18 protein-coding genes and 1 pseudogene are annotated in these 16,649 nt (G+C 67.5%); 5 read left to right on the top strand and 14 right to left on the bottom strand.

Going from position 1 to position 16,649, the window contains the following annotated elements:
- Nucleotides 1–82: 82 nt before the first annotated feature.
- Nucleotides 83–613 carry an NUDIX domain-containing protein gene (locus ACWD4G_RS23710; protein ID WP_451296469.1) on the top strand — a complete coding sequence of 177 codons (531 nt, stop codon included), beginning with the start codon at nucleotides 83–85 and terminating at the stop codon, nucleotides 611–613.
- 17 nt (nucleotides 614–630) lie between these two features.
- Here ACWD4G_RS23710 and ACWD4G_RS23705 read toward each other — a convergent pair whose 3' ends face one another.
- The 13 genes from ACWD4G_RS23705 to ACWD4G_RS23645 all read right to left on the bottom strand — a co-directional run bounded on the left by ACWD4G_RS23705 (nucleotide 631) and on the right by ACWD4G_RS23645 (nucleotide 11,146).
- Nucleotides 631–1,170, bottom strand: a complete 540-nt coding sequence (locus ACWD4G_RS23705) for an NUDIX domain-containing protein (RefSeq protein WP_451296467.1) — start codon at nucleotides 1,168–1,170, stop codon at nucleotides 631–633.
- Nucleotides 1,167–2,009, bottom strand: a complete 843-nt coding sequence (locus tag ACWD4G_RS23700; protein WP_451296465.1) for a class I SAM-dependent methyltransferase — start codon at nucleotides 2,007–2,009, stop codon at nucleotides 1,167–1,169. Before ACWD4G_RS23700 ends, ACWD4G_RS23705 begins: the two co-directional genes overlap by 4 nt.
- Before the next feature lie 66 nt (nucleotides 2,010–2,075).
- Entirely contained in the window at nucleotides 2,076–2,996 is a 921-nt protein-coding gene (locus ACWD4G_RS23695; RefSeq protein WP_451296463.1) for a DUF2797 domain-containing protein, read from the bottom strand.
- A gap of 28 nt (nucleotides 2,997–3,024) precedes the next feature.
- Nucleotides 3,025–3,714 carry a dTMP kinase gene (locus tag ACWD4G_RS23690; protein ID WP_451296461.1) on the bottom strand — a complete coding sequence of 230 codons (690 nt, stop codon included), beginning with the start codon at nucleotides 3,712–3,714 and terminating at the stop codon, nucleotides 3,025–3,027.
- A complete protein-coding gene (locus ACWD4G_RS23685) occupies nucleotides 3,711–4,784 on the bottom strand; it encodes a hypothetical protein (RefSeq protein WP_451296459.1) in 1,074 nt (357 codons plus the stop codon). The genes ACWD4G_RS23690 and ACWD4G_RS23685 overlap by 4 nt, the downstream gene beginning before the upstream one ends.
- Complete coding sequence (locus tag ACWD4G_RS23680) at nucleotides 4,781–5,602, bottom strand: hypothetical protein (RefSeq protein WP_451296457.1); 822 nt, start codon at nucleotides 5,600–5,602, stop codon at nucleotides 4,781–4,783. Before ACWD4G_RS23680 ends, ACWD4G_RS23685 begins: the two co-directional genes overlap by 4 nt.
- Complete coding sequence (folE, locus tag ACWD4G_RS23675) at nucleotides 5,602–6,240, bottom strand: GTP cyclohydrolase I (protein ID WP_451296455.1); 639 nt, start codon at nucleotides 6,238–6,240, stop codon at nucleotides 5,602–5,604. Before folE ends, ACWD4G_RS23680 begins: the two co-directional genes overlap by 1 nt.
- 57 nt (nucleotides 6,241–6,297) lie before the next feature.
- On the bottom strand, nucleotides 6,298–7,044 hold the full coding sequence (locus tag ACWD4G_RS23670) for a 7-carboxy-7-deazaguanine synthase QueE (protein ID WP_451296453.1): 747 nt from the start codon (nucleotides 7,042–7,044) through the stop codon (nucleotides 6,298–6,300).
- Nucleotides 7,041–7,457, bottom strand: a complete 417-nt coding sequence (locus tag ACWD4G_RS23665) for a 6-pyruvoyl trahydropterin synthase family protein (RefSeq protein WP_451296451.1) — start codon at nucleotides 7,455–7,457, stop codon at nucleotides 7,041–7,043. The genes ACWD4G_RS23670 and ACWD4G_RS23665 overlap by 4 nt, the downstream gene beginning before the upstream one ends.
- A gap of 79 nt (nucleotides 7,458–7,536) precedes the next feature.
- Nucleotides 7,537–8,706: a protein-L-isoaspartate O-methyltransferase family protein gene (locus tag ACWD4G_RS23660; RefSeq protein ID WP_451296449.1), complete on the bottom strand. Its 1,170-nt coding sequence runs from the start codon at nucleotides 8,704–8,706 to the stop codon at nucleotides 7,537–7,539.
- Nucleotides 8,703–9,182: a LuxR C-terminal-related transcriptional regulator gene (locus ACWD4G_RS23655; RefSeq protein ID WP_451296447.1), complete on the bottom strand. Its 480-nt coding sequence runs from the start codon at nucleotides 9,180–9,182 to the stop codon at nucleotides 8,703–8,705. The genes ACWD4G_RS23660 and ACWD4G_RS23655 overlap by 4 nt, the downstream gene beginning before the upstream one ends.
- 312 nt (nucleotides 9,183–9,494) lie before the next feature.
- Nucleotides 9,495–10,160, bottom strand: coding sequence for a DUF6415 family natural product biosynthesis protein (locus ACWD4G_RS23650; RefSeq protein WP_451296445.1), 666 nt, complete (start codon nucleotides 10,158–10,160; stop codon nucleotides 9,495–9,497).
- Nucleotides 10,161–10,735: 575 nt separating this feature from the next.
- On the bottom strand, nucleotides 10,736–11,146 hold the full coding sequence (locus tag ACWD4G_RS23645; protein WP_451296443.1) for an ATP-binding protein: 411 nt from the start codon (nucleotides 11,144–11,146) through the stop codon (nucleotides 10,736–10,738).
- 429 nt (nucleotides 11,147–11,575) lie between these two features.
- Between ACWD4G_RS23645 and ACWD4G_RS23640 the strand changes: the two genes are divergently transcribed.
- The 4 genes from ACWD4G_RS23640 (at nucleotide 11,576) to ACWD4G_RS23625 (ending at nucleotide 15,350) form a co-directional block, all read left to right on the top strand.
- Nucleotides 11,576–12,826 carry an XRE family transcriptional regulator gene (locus tag ACWD4G_RS23640; protein WP_451296441.1) on the top strand — a complete coding sequence of 417 codons (1,251 nt, stop codon included), beginning with the start codon at nucleotides 11,576–11,578 and terminating at the stop codon, nucleotides 12,824–12,826.
- Nucleotides 12,817–13,326, top strand: a complete 510-nt coding sequence (locus ACWD4G_RS23635) for a GNAT family N-acetyltransferase (RefSeq protein WP_451296439.1) — start codon at nucleotides 12,817–12,819, stop codon at nucleotides 13,324–13,326. The genes ACWD4G_RS23640 and ACWD4G_RS23635 overlap by 10 nt, the downstream gene beginning before the upstream one ends.
- Nucleotides 13,327–13,446: 120 nt before the next feature.
- Entirely contained in the window at nucleotides 13,447–14,838 is a 1,392-nt protein-coding gene (locus ACWD4G_RS23630; RefSeq protein ID WP_451296437.1) for a Tat pathway signal protein, read from the top strand.
- Nucleotides 14,839–14,876: 38 nt separating this feature from the next.
- Entirely contained in the window at nucleotides 14,877–15,350 is a 474-nt protein-coding gene (locus ACWD4G_RS23625) for a TrmO family methyltransferase domain-containing protein (protein WP_451296435.1), read from the top strand.
- Nucleotides 15,351–15,684: 334 nt separating this feature from the next.
- Here ACWD4G_RS23625 and ACWD4G_RS23620 read toward each other — a convergent pair.
- Nucleotides 15,685–15,993: pseudogene (locus tag ACWD4G_RS23620) on the bottom strand (HD domain-containing protein); the annotation flags it as partial.
- Nucleotides 15,994–16,649: the final 656 nt, after the last annotated feature.

Below are 16,649 nucleotides of genomic sequence, written 5' to 3'. Positions count from 1 at the left end.
CCATGCCAGGCACCGGACACGGTCGAGTGTCCTGTTGTCTGTTTTCGCGGTGTGTGCGCGGCGTCGGCATAAGGTGAGCCGAGTGAGTCGTGGTGAACTTGAGAAGATGATCGTGGAAGCGGCGGCCGCGGACGCTCGTCTGGCTCCGTTGGAGTTCGATGACGCCCGGGTGTGGCTGGAGCAGGCTCGGCAGCGGCCTATGGAGCCCATGGCAGCTGAGGTCTGGGTGACCGACCCTCACCTCGACCACATCTTGCTGGTCAAGCACCGGGTGCGCGGATGGGTCCCGCCTGGCGGCAAGGTGGAGCAGGCCGAAACGCCGCGCGAGGCCGCGCTCCGCGAACTGCGCGAGGAGACCGGCCTGTTGGCCCAGCTGCTGCCCGAACCTGCGGCGGTGGCGGTCAGGTCCTATCGGGCCGACTGGTCCCCGACGCTCGGTCTCTCGTACGCCGCGATCGTCGACCGCCAAGTGCCGCTGGGCGGCGAGAAGGGCCAGCCGGCGGCTTGGTTCAGGCTCGACGAGGAGTGGGAGAGCGTCTTTCCGGAGGACCGCGCCCGCATCCTTTCGCACGTGCGGCGTCTGGTGGACGATCGTCCGGTCGGGGCTCGCTGACTGCTGCCAGATGCCACTCATATGACGTTGTCGATCTGGTCGAGGGCATCGTCCGGCAGGGTGACGAGTTGCAGGTCGTTGAGGAAGCGGACCCAGACCGGGGTGAGGCCAGGCTCCTGCTCGAACGCTTGCCTGCTGAGGTGTCCTTGCGCGTAGGCGGCGGTGCGCAGCGCGTAGGGCTGGAGCTGGTCGGGGTGTATCCATCGGGGGGCGCGTACCTCCCGGGGCGAGGGGCGGAGGGGACCGGATGCTTGAGCCTCGAAAACCCACCAGCGATGGCCGACCGGTCCGGTTGGTCTGCGGCGGCACCGGTTGGGCCGCCACGTGGCCAGCAGCGGGTGTAGGTGGGTCACGGTGAGGCCGACTTCTTCGCCGGCCTCAGCCTGCGCGGCCTCCTCGGGGCTGCCGTGCTGGTCGACGTGTCCGGCGACCGGGGCGATCCCGGCGGGCGGTGTCGCGCGTTCGAAAACCAAGAGTCCCGCCGGTGAGGAAATGAGTACTCCGACGCTGGTGTGATCACAGTGGTCTTCCCCGGTAGTGCCAGGCCGGGCGGTCACTGCGGTCCGCCCGGCCGCTGGGCGACCACGACGAGCCAGCTCGTGATGGTCGGCGCATCGGGGGTGGTCAGGGCGTACGCGGCGTCCAGAATCTTCATGCGCTGGGCGTGCGTGAAGTCGCCGTCGGGGCGGCCGAAGACGGGAATGGACAGCCATGCCTTCTTCTCTTTCATGGTGCTGCGGTGGGCGGTGACGTCCGTGGCCACAATGGTCATGCCGACCTCGGTCAGGCGCTGGGTGACCGTCTCGGGTGGCAGTTTGGGGGAGCTGGTGACAGCAGGTGGCGGGGTGTAGCCGTGGTCGCGCTCGGCGATTTCGTGGATGAGGGTGTTGAGCGACGGACCAGTGCGCGCGGTCAGCTCGTCGGAGTGGCGGACTCCGGCGAAGCCTCCGCCGATGTTGAACACGAACCGGCCGCCCGGGCGCAGGGCTTGGCGGACCGCGGTGAACACCGTGGTGATGTCGGTTTTCCAGATCGCCGAGTTGCACACCACGGCGTCCACACTGGCGGGCGGGACGTGGGCGGCCAGGGTCTCCGCCGCAGCGGTGATCCACGTCAGGCGGGGGTCGGTCAGGGTGCGGCGGCCGACGCGCTGCATCGCCGCGGCGCTGTCCAGGGAGAGGACCTTCGCCTCGTGCGGGACCCGTTCGAGGATTGCGCGCGCGGTTGCACCGGCACCGCCGCACAGGTCGACCACCAGGCTGGCGCCGGATAGACCGGCCCGGTGGGCGAGATCGCGGCTGGTCGCGCTATACATGGGAAAGGCGCGGGTGAAGGCGGCGTACGCCTCGGCCGTGGTGTCATCGTCCCAGCCGAGCACGGCGTCCTGGGGTGCCACGGTGGCGGTACCTCGCTTTCCGGGGAGCAGGGCCCGGCCGCAGCGGGCCGGGCGGGTCAGGCAGTGTCAGAAGAGGGCGGACTGCACGGCGGTGGACGGGGAGGCGAACGCCCCGAGGGCGAGGCGACGCCCCTTGAGGGCGCCGAGGTCGAGCAGGTAGCGCAGTTCGTCCTCGCCGTCGAGGGTGGCCAGGACCTGGGAGCCGATGCAGGCGACGGGGGTGAAGCCGTGCTCGCCCGCGCGGAGGTCGTGCGGGTACAGCGCCCGCTCGGCGTCGGCGCGCAGGAAACCCCCTTCCCCGGGCGGCGTCCACGGCTCCGGGGCAGCGGGGATGTTCATGGCGTCCAGAGCTTCGATTGCGGCGTCGAGGTGTCGTTTGTGGGCGAGTTGTGCTGGCACGAGGTTGCGCATGGCGGCCAGGGAGTTCAGCTTGGCTGCGGCCCGGACAGTCTGGGTCAGGTTGAGGCGGCGGGTGAGGGCGTCCTCCAGGAAGCGCACCGTGTGTCCGTCGGGGCTCTGGGTGAGGAAGGTGGCCACCAGGGCGCCCTGCTCATCCAGGCGGGAGCGCTTGCGTGGTTCGGCGGCGGTGCCAACCTTGGTCGTTCCATCGGCGAAGGTCGCCAGGTACAGCCAGTGCGGCTGCGCCATGTAGGCGACAAGGGCTTCGGGAGCGTGGCCACCCTGGTGGAACTGGTGGGCGTAGTGGAAGTCGTCCTGGCCGGCGCAGCGGACGCACTGGCCGCTTTGTCTGGCGCGGGCCCGGTCGGGGCAGGCGGCGGCTTCGACGTGGTGGGTGTCGGTGAAGCGGTACCAGCCGGTGCACCACCGGTCGGTGTCGCTCACCTGGTAGCCGAGGTGCTGGTTCATGATCTCGGCGTAGACGAGTGGCCCGCCGGGCAGCGGGGCGAGCAGAAGACGTGGATCTCCCGTCGCCCAGGTGACGCCGTGGCACACGTAGGTTCCGCTGGTGGGCAGGGCCTGGGGCATGGCGCGTTCCTCGCTGGTGGGCGGTGGGTCAGAGGTGAAGGTGCAGGCGCTTGGCAAGCGCGGCAGCGGCGGTCTTGAACACGTGGTCGCGGTCCATGTCGGTGACGTCCAGCGACAACCATCCGCCGGGCTGCTCGTAGTTGCGCAGCTGGGCCAGGACGGTGTCCTGGTATCGGATGAAGTCCTCGTCCGCGGTGCCGGAGTGGCCGGTCTCCACGGGGCTGAATGATCCCTTGCGGGCGAGGGCTTCGGCCGCGCTGATCCGCAGGAAGATCACCAGGTCGGGTTCGGTGAGGTGAGCGAAGACCTGCTCGGCCAGGCGGGTGGAGACGTCGGGGTTGACCGCGTAACGGGCGAGGATCTTGTGGTGGGCGTTGTCGAGGATCACGTGGGTGCCCGCAGCGAGCGCGGGCTGGACGATGAGCCGGTCCTGGAGCGTGTACCAGGAGGCAAGGGCCAGCAGCCAGTAGTGGTCGCCGCACGCCTGGGCCACGCGGGAGTCACGACGGTAGACGAGCTCGTTGAGGCGGTCGACGTACGCCGACAGGTCGGCGTCCATAGGGACGTCGGTGCTGTGCTTGCCGACGAGGACCGCCTTGTGACCGGCCTCGTTGAGCGCCTGGTGCAGGCAGGCGGCGAGGGTGGACTTTCCCGCGCCGTCGATGCCGGTGACCGTGATCTCACGGCCGCGAGCCGCAGAGGGTACTGGGGTCGTCATCGGACTCCTTCTGAGGTGCGGGGCGGGAGGTCGGCTAGGCGGCCGGTGATGATGCCGCGGATGCGGTCGATCAGGACGGCACGTCGGCGCAGGACGTCGAGGTGCCGCTCATTGGACAGGTCGGCGGGGTAGTGCCGGGCCAGGTTGTTGGAGATGACGTGGAGATAGCCGAATCTGATCCCCGCCTGGCGTGCAGCCGCCCCCATGGGGCCGATCTCCGGGTCGACGAAGTCGTACTCGGCGTGCTTGACCAGCCAGTCGCGGTTTTCCAGCAGGATCGACGGCGAGGTGGCATGCAGTCCGCTGTGCACACCTGCCTGGGCGGCGGCGAAGTCGCCGAAGAAGTCGTCCCAGGAAACCAGCGCACCGCCCACGAGGCTCGTGTTGCCGGTGGCCAGCCACGTGTTCGGCTCGATGCCAGGGTTGAGGGCCCCGACCTTGCCGACGTAGACGACGTCGTGGGCGCCGAGCGCGGCCAGGCGGGCCACGACCTGCCCGGCGACGTCGCCCCAGATGCTGTGGAGGAATCCCAGGTACACCACCCGACGGCCAGCGACCTCGGCGCGCTGCCAGGCATAGCCAGGCCCGCGAGTCCACACGCCGTCGTCGGGGGCGAGGTACTGAAGGCCCCAGCCGACGATCACGAGGTCGCCGTCCAGGCCGAGGTCGAGCCCTTCGACGGCCCTGCAGCACTCGTCCTGCCCGGGCGGCTGGTAGGTGACCGCGCAGGCCGGGCGGCCGGTCATGGCCAGATAGGTGGCGATGATCAGCGCATAGTGCTGGACGTAGTCGGCGCCGGGGAACGCCTTGATGATCAGGTCGTTGCCGTGGACCTCGGCGGTGGGTCGCTCGATGTTGAACAGCTTGCCGGTCTTCTCGTGGCGGGAGATCACAGCCGTGCGGTCGTAGCCGCCGATGACGCGGATGCTGCCCCAGTCCCGCTCCTGGATAAGGTGGTGGACCTTGATCGTCAGGTAGCGCAGCAGGCTGTCCCACCCCATGGTGTGGCCGTCGGCCTGGATCGGGGCCGCGCGCAGCAGCCCGGGGGCCGGTTCGGCAAGCAGGGTCATCGGCGCTCCTGGGCGATCGTGACGCTGCTGCCGGCCGCCGCGCGGACGACGGCGATGTTGTGCCGGATCAGATCGAAGCGGTCCTCGGGGATCGGGCCGAGCCGCTCGATCCGGGGGGTGGAAGGCTTCTCGTAGGGGCCGTCGGGCAGCAGGGCGATCCCCATGGCACCGAGGATGACGGGGGCCGCGCCGTCCACGGAGGCGATCCAGTCGTGCTCGCGCTGCTCGACGAGCTCTAGGTGGCCGGTGCGGCCCAGACCAAGCAACCGGTAGACGAGGCGCTCCTCGACCAGGCCGTGCTCTTCCAGATAGGCGGTGGCCGCCCAGCGGGTGCGGCACAGTTGCCTGTTCGGGTCGGGTCGGCGCGAGGCCGGCAGAGAGATGGCCCCGGCCCAGTCACTTGAGACGAGGGCGTCATAGGTGCGCAGCCACTCCTCGTCGTCCGCGGCGTGCAGCACCGCACACAGCCGGAAGGCGTCGCCGGCCAGGTCCTTGATCTCCTTGGCTGCCAGCTCGCTCGCCTTCACCGTCGCCGCACCATCGCGCATGACGTCCGGCAGGATGATTTCCTTTGCCCCGACCGCCCGCCCGGCGTCGACCAACTGGGCAGCGGGCAGGGCGTACCCGAGGTCGAAGACGCCGTTGTCGACGATGATCTCCGCTCCGCGCTCGGCCTCGCGGGCGAAGAAGGCCCGGTAGGCGGCATCGGACAGGACCCGCTGGGCAGCTACGTGGTGGACGCGGGCCGGCTCCTGGGCAACAAACTGCTCCAGATAGGCGGGCGGAGCGATGACGGAGAAGTCGATGACCTGGGCCATCACAGTGCTCCCCACTGCCAGGCGGCGACGGAGAAGAACTGCTGGGACAGGACCGGGTCGGTACCGAAGCGCCCGCCGGCGTGCACGGTGGTGGTCCGAGCCTCCTCCATCCGTACCCCGCGCATGCTCATGCACAGATGGGTGCCGCGGACGGCGACGGCGACGTCCTCGCGCCCGATCACGCCAGTGAGTGCCTCGGCGATCTGCCGGGTGAAGCGCTCTTGGACCTGGAGCCGTCCGGCATGTGCCCGCGCGATCCGCCCGAACTTCGATAGCCCGACCACCTCGCCGTCTGGTATGTATCCGGCTGTGACAGCGAGGTTCATGGGGAGCAGATGGTGCTCGCATACGCTCCACACGCTCATGCCGCCCACCACCACCAGCTGGTTGCTCAGGTGCGATTCGGCGAAGCAGGTCGCCGTCGTGGAGTTATTAGAGGACAGCAAGTCGCTCCACCAGGCGGCGACGCGGTCCGGCGTTCCGATCAGGCCCTCGCGGGTGGGGTCCTCGCCCAGTTCGACCAGGAGTTGACCGATCAGGTCGGCGACCCGGCCGGTGTCGATGTGCGAGACGGGCATGGCGGGCTCCGGTACGGCGTCTGCCGGGCCGGTGATGGGGCTGACGACAACGTGCGTCATGGGCGTCTTCTCGCTTCCAGGGACGGCAACTGCTGCGAGTGAGCGGGTGGGAGTGGTTCAGCGGCCTCGCGCGTCGGGGAAGGCCAGTACGTGCAGACGGGTGGTGAAGTGCCAGTGCCGGGCCGCAACCGCGTCCGCGAGGTCGCGCGTCCGCGCGATGATCACCTCCACGGTGGCGCCTTCCGGCATGATCCACACCGGCGCGAGAGCGTGTGCGTCGGCGAGGTCGGCGATCCGGTCCAGATCGCGCACCGATGAGGCAACGAATTTGAAGGCGGCCTGTCCGGATCCGACGAATGCCTCCAGTACGTCGGGCACGATGCTCTTTGCCTCCTCCTCCCCGAAGCTGACGAGCTTGGGCGAGACGTTGAAGCGGACGCCCTCGACCAGGAGCGCTGGGTCGGGCTTGAAGGTGCCGTTCGTCTCGATCTCGATGCGCTTCCCCGCCGCGAGCAGGCGTTGGACGAGCGGGATCACCCTCTGCTGCTGGATCAGCGGCTCACCGCCGGTGATCACCACCAGTTCGACGGGCGAGGACGCGGCCCAGGCAACCAGGTCTGCCACCGATCGCTTCTCCGACTCCTGGCTCGGGTCGAACCGACTCCAGTCCCAGGTGTACTTCGTGTCGCACTGAGCGCAGGTCAGGTTGCACCGGGACAGCCGGATGAACAGGGCAGGGTGGCCACAGCTCGGCCCCTCTCCCTGGAAAGTCGGCTTCTCGACACCGAAGCATTCCGCAATGATCAGCCGGAAGTCCGCTTGGGATTCGGCGAGTTGCGCCAGTACCGGCCCCCGCGTGGTCACTGCTCCTCCACGTCGAACCTCGCCCAGCTGCGCTCGGTCTCCCGGACGATGACCGAGACCAGGCGCCCGGGGATGTGCGGCTCAAGGTTCTGAATGAACCAGCCAGCCAAGAACTGCGCCAAGCGCTCTGATGTCGGGTCGAAGGGCAAGATCTCATGCAGATTGCGGTGATCGAGTTCGGTGTCCAGGAAGAATTTGAAGGGGGCGAGGGCTCCGAAGTCGGTGACGAACCCCGGGGCTTCCAGAGTGGAGGCGCTCAGGGTGACCTCTACCTCGTAGCTGTGCCCGTGCTGGCGGTTGCACTTGTGGTCGGGGGGAAGTCCGGGCAGCCGATGGCCGGCTTCGAACGTGAACGTCTTGCCGATCGTGGTTGTGCCCGGCGGCAAACTGACGGAGGCGAGGACGCTGGTCACAGAACGCTCCTTTCGGGAGATCGCGAGGAAGTGGTGCGGTGCTCGGCGTGGGTTAGAAGGACGGAGGAGCAACGGATGGTCAGGTCGCATTCCGCTCCACCTCGCCGGTGATCGTGCGGAGTTCGGGCAGACGCCACGACGGACCGTCCGGTGCGCCGAGCCACAGCATGTGTTCGGTCTCCGTGATCGTGACGCCCAGCTGCTCAACCTCTGGTTCTCGTGCCGCGTGCCACTGACCGAGTACGTCGAACAGATCGGAGCCGAGATCGCGCGGGCCCCATTCGTAGATGCGGGGGGAGTGGAGGAAGACCACTGCCCGAGACGCCTGATGGTCATGAATACGAAGGCGGTCGGCAACGTCGCCTTCGAGCTGCGCGACGCCGCGCACGACCTGCATCCGAAGGTCAGGGCGGAGGAGACCGGCGAACAACCGGGCCGCTGGCCTTATGTTCGCCCCCCTCGCGTCCATGGCTTCCGACGCCCTTGGGCTGCCCTGTGACTCGACGGGGACGCCCTCACTAGGGCGATGCTCGCGAAGCCATACGGTTTGCGGAACCGGTCCGGCGTGGAAACGTCCACTGGCCGATGCCCCGTCCCGCGCCACGGTCAGGACGAGCAGAGTGCTGGATCCGCCCAGAGCGGTACGGACGGGCAGGCACAGTCGGCCACCCGGACGAACCCGGGTGACCCACTCCCAGGGCACACGGCGTACCGCACGATGGGACAGAAGCCCGTGGAACGAACTCGCCGGCCCTAAGGTCCCGGCGTCGGGCCCGCTGACCACCCGAACCCGCGGGTAGGGGCGTAGGCGCTGCCGGGCAATCTCGGCAAGACGTTCTGTGTCCGCGACCGTCACCACCTGGCCGCCCTGGAGAAGGTGGTCCAGAGAGGCTGCTGTCCAGCCGCAGTCCGTGCCGATCTCGGCAATAGCCGTCCCTGGGACGGGAGCGAGCGCGGCCATGCGTGCTGTGGCGTCTTGTTTGGACGGGATCACTCCCGTGACGATGCCGGGGCCGCCCTCCCCACCGTCGTCGACGTCGAACACGAGCATCTCGGAGCGATGGACGAACTTCGCCCACTCGCCGGCGTTCTTATTCCGGTCCACCCTGCGCCAGCGACCACCTCTGTGCGTACGGATCACATTGGGCACGAAGTCCTGCCGCCGATCGCAGGTGAACATGTTCCCCGCGTGCTGGTGAACGTGGCCACTGCCCGGTCGTAGGCTGCCGGCCTCGACGCGGGCGTTCATGCCTGTCCCGCCACGGCGACGACGTCTCGGGAGTTTTCATGGTTGGTCGCGTGTCCCAGGAGACGGAAGTGCCACCCTCGCGTGACCGCGTGGGCAGCCGAGGAAGCGTCCAGCAGGCGTCGAGCGTTCTTGCGCACGTCGTCCAGCGGACGCTGCTCGTCGGCCGCGATCTCCTCGACGGTCTTTCCGCCAGCGAGCCCTGCCAGAACGGTGCGCTGCTCCTCGGGCAGCTCGGCCACGTGGTCTGCGGGCTCGGGGATGTCCAAGTGCCCGTGGTAGGCGAGGTCCACCATGCCCGCCCGCTCCGACGTCCCGAGCTTTCCGCCGATCCGGAGGATGTACGTCTTGATCGTGCTGTCGGACACTCCCATGTCGCAGGCCGTCTCTGCGGTCGTCTTGCCCTGGGAGATGCCCAGCAGAGCCTCCCGCTCCTGAGGGGAAAGCGGCGGCGAGACGATCTCGTCCGGGGCTGGCATGGTCCTACTCCTTCGGTGTTCTGGCAAAGCTGCCGTCATATCGGGGCTGGCCCACTTCGCTGGTCGGCTCGTTGGGGCGTGAGCTACGACCCGCCGTAGAGCTGCAAGTCGAGTGCGGCGAGGATGCAGACGGTGGGCAGGCTGATGGCGGCAGCGAGGAGGACGGCGCACCCGTGCGCGCGAGCCTGTCGCCAGCCACGTCGAATGCGGCCTGGGGCCGGTTCGTCTCTCCGGGGTGAGCCCGAATTCGGTGGGGAGGCCGGGCGACGGCGAATCCGCTGAGGGTGGGCCTCGCGATAGGACCTGGTCATGTCACTCACCGTCCCGCTCGTAGTCCTGTTCGGCGTAGCGCAGCAGGGTCTCGGTGTGGACTGCGAGACGGAATGTGTGCTCCCTCGCCGCCTTGAGTCCATCGCCCGGAGCGACGTCGCGGGCCTCCTGCGAGCGCTCGATCGCCTCACTGCAGGCGGACCACCCGCGACTCCCGGCGGGGAGCGATTCCAAGTGGATCGAGACGTAGGGGACGAGCGTCGTGATGTAGGCGCCGAGCGCTCGTGTGACCGCCGCGAGGGTGTGCGGATGCGGGTACACCCCCGCTTGCTCCCAGGACTTCGCAGCACGAATGGCTTCGCGGATACGCGTCGAATCGAACCCGGTGCACACAGTCCTGCCCCAGCTGTTGACCATGTCGTCAGAGGCGTCGATAGCAGGAAGGACGGCTAGCAGCTCCCGCCCGACCTCGGACATCCGCCGATGCAGGGACACCGCACGCACGGCGTCGCCGGGAATCTCCTCGTTGAGGAGGGCACGCACGCGTACGACCAGTCGATCGTCCGTCAGAGGAGGCTCGTTGGCGTCGACGGGAACGACTGCACCGAGCAGCCGCATCAAGTGGCCACGCATGAGCAGCAGTTGGACGTGTCGCTCGTCCGGGTCTTCGCTGACAGAGGCAGTCTCAGTGAAGACCAGTCTGGTCACTTCGCGATGAAGGGCCTCCTGCGCCACGAGAGGCAACGGCCCAGGCGCGAGGGTCAATACAACCATCCTCAGGTCACGGCCCGGTTCCCTGAGTGAGCCCTCCGGCCAGGACGCGCCGGCCACTTGCCCGCCGCCTCCCGTGGGGGACGAGGTCGCGGTGCGAGGCATAGGAGGAACTCCATTGGTGAGATCTGAAGTTGGTGATGGCGGTGTTGCCTCGGCGGCTCCCGCAGAGGAGCCACCGAGGCATTTCGAGCCGCCACTCGCCGACAAGGGCGGTTCGTCCGGGTGAAGCACGGCGCAGCGTGCTACATGGGCATACTCCAAGGGGCGCGTAGACACCGGTACCGCGCTGCAGGACCCGGTCGGGACGTCCTGGGACGTTTTGCTGGTTGCACAACCAGTAGGACCGAACGACCGAACAACGGTGAGTCGTTGCGTCTGAGCCGTTCTGTCGCTCCCTCCAGGCGACGCTGAAGTCACGGGAGGGGGCGGGGATACAGGTAGTGGACTCACTACCTCGGTGGAACATCGCTGGCTTAGTTCTGCGGCTGCTTCTCGCGTGACTGCGATCATCACGACCTCCTCGCAGGGACGTGGAAGACGCACCACGTCGACCTGCCGTCGTCGCTGACGCCCCAGTCCTGTGCGAGGACAGCAACGAGGAACAGCCCGCGACCGGAAACATCTTCAGCGTCAGCGAAAGTGAGCTTGGCCGGCGCCGGGTTGTCGTCTGTGACTTCGACCCGTACCTCACCGCAGGAGTAGAGGACCGTCAACTCGATGTCTCCGTGCCCGTGCTCGATGGCATTAGAGACAAGCTCGGAGACGGCGAGAACGATGTTCTCCGCGCTTGCCCCGGATACTTTCCACATCCGCAGGTGGGCTGCGGTGATCCGGCGCATGCGTCCGACCCGGGCCTTGTCGGGGGTGAAGGCCACCGCGAAGCCGAGGGCGGATTGATGCGCGAGTTCTGCTGCGACCATGGCAACGGCTGTGGCCGGGCTCATCGAGGGCTGGTCCCACCGCGCGACTGCAGGTCGATGCCCCCAAGCAGCGCGGCGCTCAAGACGGTGCATCTGTCAGTAGAGGAGTTCATTGTGGGGGTGCTCCCGCTCGTCGAGTAGCCGGCCTGCAAGAGCAAACCGCCTAATCGCGGTGGCTGGAATGGGGCCAGGGGCCCGGAGGCGGTCAAGGTGGTCAAAGATCGTCTGCGGTCGTCGACGCAGGTGGGCACGCGCTGGATGGGTACGTGTGGCCCCGCCTCGTCAACGTTGTGCGCTTGGCGTGGATCCAGTGCACTGCGAACGGCGGGGGTACAGACAGGTGAAAGCGCCGGATACCGGTGGTCGTGGCCCCGGTGATTTTTACCTTCGGGGTGTCGTCCCGGCTGACCGCACGGATACCTTGCGGACGTGGGAGAGAATCGTGAGCTTGCTGCCGCCATGGAGGAACTCGACATGAGCCAGGCCGAGTTAGCGCGTCGCGTGAATGCGGAGACTCAGCAGCTCACGGGCAGGGAAGGCAGCCTCACGGACCGGGACATCCGGCGTTACCTGCGCGGCGAGACCTCATGGCCGCAGCACAGACAGCGCATCGGACTGGAGCGGGTATTGGGCCGCCCGGCCACCGAGCTTGGATTCACCCCCCGATCGCGCAGGGCGCGACAATCAAAAGCGGAGGACCCAGTGCACCGCCGTACCTTCCTTGTCGCAGCGACCGGAACGGCCGTCGCCGCTGCCACTCCGGCACCACGCCCGCGGCTGGGGCAGGCCGATGCTGACCGGTTCCATGGCGAGTACAACGAGCTACTCCATGATGACTCGCAGCTTGGCGGTGCGCGGAAGATCGAGAACAAGGCGGTCGAACTCGCGACACGTGTCCAGTCTTCGCTTGCAGGCGGCGGTGCCTCCGACCGGATTCGCCGTCAGATGTACCGGCTCGCGTCCGACGTGACGTGCTCGGCGGCCTTCGCCGCCATCGACGCGAGCGCGCCGCAGCGTGCACGTGCCCACCTCGACAAGGCGCTCACCCTCGCCGTTCTCGCTCGTGACAGCGAGACCATGTACCGAGTGTGGGATCACCAGATGCTCACCTCCAGCCAGCGGGAGAATCACGCGGAGGCGGCGGCTGGCGCGGAGGTGATGAAGCGCTCGTCGGTCGCGCGGCGCGACCCGTTGTACGCGTCGCTTGGGCACATGCGGCACGCTAACGCCCTGGCCAGGTTGCATCAGCCCACGGATTCCTTGCGGGCTTTGGACTTTGCGGAGAAGGCGTTCGGCAGGGCCGGGGGCGAACAGCCGCCGGAGTGGATCGCGTTCTACAGTCAGGCCGAGTTCGATGCCCTGTCGTCGTACGTGTGGACGGCGCTTGGGGAGCACGAGCGGGCTGAGTTCTGCCTTCACCGCACCCTCGCCGCCATCCCGGATGGGATGGTCCGTAACAGAGCCCTCTACACGGCGCACCTGTCGCTGGCTCAGGCGAGACAGGGAGAACTGGAGCTGGCCTGCGCGACCGGGAGGCGGGCGTACGAGATGCTGCTGCCGTCGTCCGGGTCGCAGCGTACGACGAACACGCTCGCCAGAACACGGCAAATCATCGAGGCCGCGGGTACCAGAGCGCCCGAGGTCGTGAGCTGGATCGAGGAGTCCCGTCGATGGACCTGAAGTGCTACACCCATGCCGACGCACGAGACGTCCGCTCGATGCTCCTGGACATCCACGACGAGGTGTACGCGAACGATCCCGACCCGTTCCACTCCCGCGAACGGTTCTCGTACTTCGTGGACCTGTGGTCGGCGAGGGAGGGCTGGCTGTGCGTCTCGGGGTGGGAGAACGGTGGCCCGGTCGGGTATGCGTACGGCTCGGAGTTTAAACCGGGCGGCTGGTGGAAGGGCTCGGACCGGCCCAAGGACGTGCGCGGCCGGATCTTCGCCCTTTCCGAGCTGATGGTGGTGCCCCAGTGGCAAGGTACCGGTCGCGCAGAGCGGATTCATGACGCGCTGATTCAGTCGGTCGATGTCGACTTCGTGACGCTCCTCGTCGACTCCGCGCATCCCAAAGTGCAGGCTCTGTACGAGAAGTGGGGCTATGAGAAGCAGGACGAGGCCAAACCGTCTGACGACTCCCCGCTGTATGCCCTCATGGTCAGGCGTCTGGTGCCTTGAGACTGTCGAACGCAAGCGGCTAGGGGGTGTTGCGTTGAAGTTGTGGCCGGCCTGGGGCTACCAGCGAGTGGAGGTCGGTCAACGTGGTCAAAGATCGGGTTCACTAGTGAGGGCACGGGGATGGCACGCGAGCGGAACGAGAAGCTAGCCGCACTGCTGGAGGAAGCTCGCTGGTCACGGGCCCAGGCCGCCGCGGCGTACAACCGAGTTGCCGAGGAGACACTGAACGGCGCGATCCGGGAAAACTCCAAGATCGGGCGCTCCCACGTGAGCATGTGGGTGGGAGGCACTCAGCCGACGGGAATCGCACCCGATATCTTGTGCCAGGCGCTGTCCCGTCGCTTGAAGCGTGAGATCACGCCACAAGAGATCGGGCTCGCAGCTTCTACCTCACCAGCGCAGGGGGCGCTGGACTGGCGCGTCGATCCGTTGATCACGCTGAACGACATAGGGAGTGGCGTGGACCCGGACCGGCGCCGGCTGCTGGCGGGCGGAGTGTACTCTGCAGCGGCCCTGATCCTGCCGGACCAGACGTGGTGGGACGCCATGTCGCGACCACCAGCCGAAGAGCCGTCGACAGGCAAGCGCGTCGGCTTGGGAGACGTCGAGACCGTACGAGAACTGACCCTGGCGTTCTCACGTATGGACCAGCGGCGCGGCGGCGGCCATGGTCGGCGCGCGGTCGACGAATACCTGCGGCATGAGGCCCGCAACTTCCTACGGGGCAGGTTCACTGACGACGAGACCCGGCGCACCATGTTCGCGGCCTCCGCCGAACTGGCGTATCTGTCAGGCTGGATGGCCTTCGACAACAGCGAGCATGCCATCGCCCTCCATCGCTTCAATACCGCAGTGAAGCTGGCAGCGCGCTCCGGCAACGCACCCCTGATCGGACACATACTTCGAGCCATGGCGCACCAGGCACTCGACCTAGGTTTCCGGCGCGAAGCCCTTCAGATTGCGCAGGCTTCGGTGCACGGTGAGCGGTACGCAGCCGCCACGCCCCGGGAACGCGCCCTGCTAGGTGTAGTGCACGCGCGGACTCTCGCCGCCAACGACCACAACCAAGAGGCGGTCCGGGCCCTGCTGCGAGCGGAGGACGATCTGTCGAACGCCCACGACGGCATTAGGGAGCCGGACCGCACGTTCTTCTTCGGCGAGGCGTCGTTGGCACACGAAACTGCATGCACACTGCGGGATCTCGGTGATCACCAGCGGGCGATCAAGGAGTTCCGGCGCTCCGTGCGCACGCGTGGAACTGCGTTCCGACGGACGCACGCGGTAACCCTCGGGTACATGGGCGCGACGCAGATCGCACAAGGTGGCGTCGAAGAAGCCTGCGCGACATGGACCAGCGTCCTGGACGCCATGGAGGACGGGATCTACTCCGGCCGTGCGCGGCAGAGGGTTGTTGAGATACGACAACTTCTGTCGCCCTACCGGAAGCGCGGCATCCCCGCGGTGGGCGTACTCGATGCCCGCGCGGCGGCGTATCTGGCCCAAGTAGATTGATCGCAAGTGTTGTTGAGACCAAGTCGAAAGGCCGGACTATGACTTTGGAGATCAAGTCGATCGGGGAAGTTGTCGCGGGCCGCAGGCAGGTCGCCGATGACTATTGGGGTGGCGTCGAGTCGGCAATTCAGCTCGACGAGGATAAGTTTCCACTCGACTCTGTGCAGGGTCTGGAGGAATTCTCTCATTTGGTGGTTGTGTGGCACTTCGACCAAGCGTCCCAGAACGACGTCGAGTACCACGCCCGCAGCCCGCGCGGGAACACGCAGTGGCCGGCGACAGGCACCTTCGCGCACCGCAACCATCGCCGCCCCAATCAGCTTGCGCAGTCCTTCCCCCGCCTGTTGGGAGTCGACGGCCTTCGTCTGCGGGTGACCGACCTAGACGCCGTGGTCGGTACGAAGATTTATGACCTGTCTCCGTTCTTCATTGAGATGGGGCCGCGCGGCCCGGTTCACGAGCCGGCATGGCCTGGCGAGATGCTGGAGAACTACTGGGCGCAGAAGGGCTGACCCTCGGTGCTCGGCAGGTCCAGCTGCTCGGCCCGGTCTCATGCTGGCCGCGCGACCGGGGCACGGCGGTCAGACGGCGAAGGCGACGTAGGTGCCGAGGGTGAGGCCGGAGAAGGTGATGAGCTGGCGGGGCTTGAGGCAGGTGAAGGCGGCGTGCATGCCGATGCCGGCGACGACCGCGTACGGCATCGTCTGCTCGATGAGCAGCGCGGGCGGCAGCGCGATCTCCGCCGCGATGACGGTGGCCGCGACCGCGCGCCAGAGGCGGACGTCCCGGTCAGTGAGGTTGCCCGCATAGTGGTGATGGGGCTATTTGGTTCAAAGATCCCTATCAGCGCTCCTCTGCCTCCAGTACGGCACACGAGTGGTTGGCCACCAACCGCACCAGCCTCTCGTCCGCGGCCGTGTGATCGCGCAGGTACCGAGCCCCGTCAAGCGGGTGGAACCCGGTCACGGCCAGGCTCGGTGCGTGGCCGATGTCGTGCAGCATCGCCGCCGCCCACAGCAGATCGGCATCGCCGCCAAGAATTCCGGCCAGGGAGCCGGCTCTCGCTGCAACGCCCTGAGAGTGTGCCCAGCGCCGGGGCAGGGGCTCGGCCAGGAGGGACTCGGCCAGGCTACGAGCCCATACGGTGAGATTCATGCCCGCAGGCTATGCCGAGCGGCACTGTGGCGAGTGGTGATCAGCAAGTCGTCCCGGGACGTATGGGCAATCACAGCCGCCGCTGGACGCCTCCAAGTGGCTGCTTCGTCCGCTCACAGCAGACGAGAAAGAGCCTCAAGGGACTGGAACCTTGCCCGGGACCATGTCAACGTACAACGTCCCGCAAAAAAGACCAGGTCAACGTAGGAATTCCGGCATCCGGGACGCCTCGCAGCAGGTGGTAGCCACGCAGTTTGTACCCGCATCCTACTCGGTCTTGCCACCGAGGCCCGCCCCAAGGAGGCCCGCCTGTCGAGCCGTCCACTTCACTGCCCCCGCCCTATTGGCGCTCGGCGCCCTGAACGCGTGGACCGCGCAGCGGCGTCACGATCGCGACGCCTTCTCCACGGCACTGCGCCTCTGCGCCTGCGTGGCAGGGCTGTTCGGCGAGGACCAGGTGTAGCGCGGCTACCGCCGTGACCGAGTGGTCCTCGCACACATCGGGATGCGCCCCGGAGCTGCAACCCGGCAGGTTGCCTGAGCCGTTGGCTCCTCTGAGCGCGTCCTGGCTCGCAAGCTCGACCGGCTCACTGACGATGGGCTCTTGGTGCTCGTCATTGGCGGCGAAACCCCGGTCTCCGGTCGTACCGGCTGGC

It is taken from the genome of Streptomyces sp. NPDC002643 (assembly GCF_053592555.1).
Note: the sequence above shows the minus strand (reverse complement) of the source record. Positions and strands in the feature narration are given on the sequence as shown.

Coding starts and splice junctions, on each gene's coding strand:
- ACWD4G_RS23635 (WP_451296439.1), top strand. CDS start 12,817: ATGGACCTGAAGTGCTACACCCATGCCGACGCACGAGACGTCCGCTCG.
- ACWD4G_RS23625 (WP_451296435.1), top strand. CDS start 14,877: ATGACTTTGGAGATCAAGTCGATCGGGGAAGTTGTCGCGGGCCGCAGG.
- ACWD4G_RS23630 (WP_451296437.1), top strand. CDS start 13,447: ATGGCACGCGAGCGGAACGAGAAGCTAGCCGCACTGCTGGAGGAAGCT.
- ACWD4G_RS23660 (WP_451296449.1), bottom strand. CDS start 8,706: ATGAACGCCCGCGTCGAGGCCGGCAGCCTACGACCGGGCAGTGGCCAC.
- ACWD4G_RS23685 (WP_451296459.1), bottom strand. CDS start 4,784: ATGACCCTGCTTGCCGAACCGGCCCCCGGGCTGCTGCGCGCGGCCCCG.
- ACWD4G_RS23645 (WP_451296443.1), bottom strand. CDS start 11,146: ATGGTCGCAGCAGAACTCGCGCATCAATCCGCCCTCGGCTTCGCGGTG.
- ACWD4G_RS23695 (WP_451296463.1), bottom strand. CDS start 2,996: ATGCCCCAGGCCCTGCCCACCAGCGGAACCTACGTGTGCCACGGCGTC.
- folE (WP_451296455.1), bottom strand. CDS start 6,240: ATGACGCACGTTGTCGTCAGCCCCATCACCGGCCCGGCAGACGCCGTA.
- ACWD4G_RS23655 (WP_451296447.1), bottom strand. CDS start 9,182: ATGCCAGCCCCGGACGAGATCGTCTCGCCGCCGCTTTCCCCTCAGGAG.
- ACWD4G_RS23680 (WP_451296457.1), bottom strand. CDS start 5,602: ATGGCCCAGGTCATCGACTTCTCCGTCATCGCTCCGCCCGCCTATCTG.
- ACWD4G_RS23690 (WP_451296461.1), bottom strand. CDS start 3,714: ATGACGACCCCAGTACCCTCTGCGGCTCGCGGCCGTGAGATCACGGTC.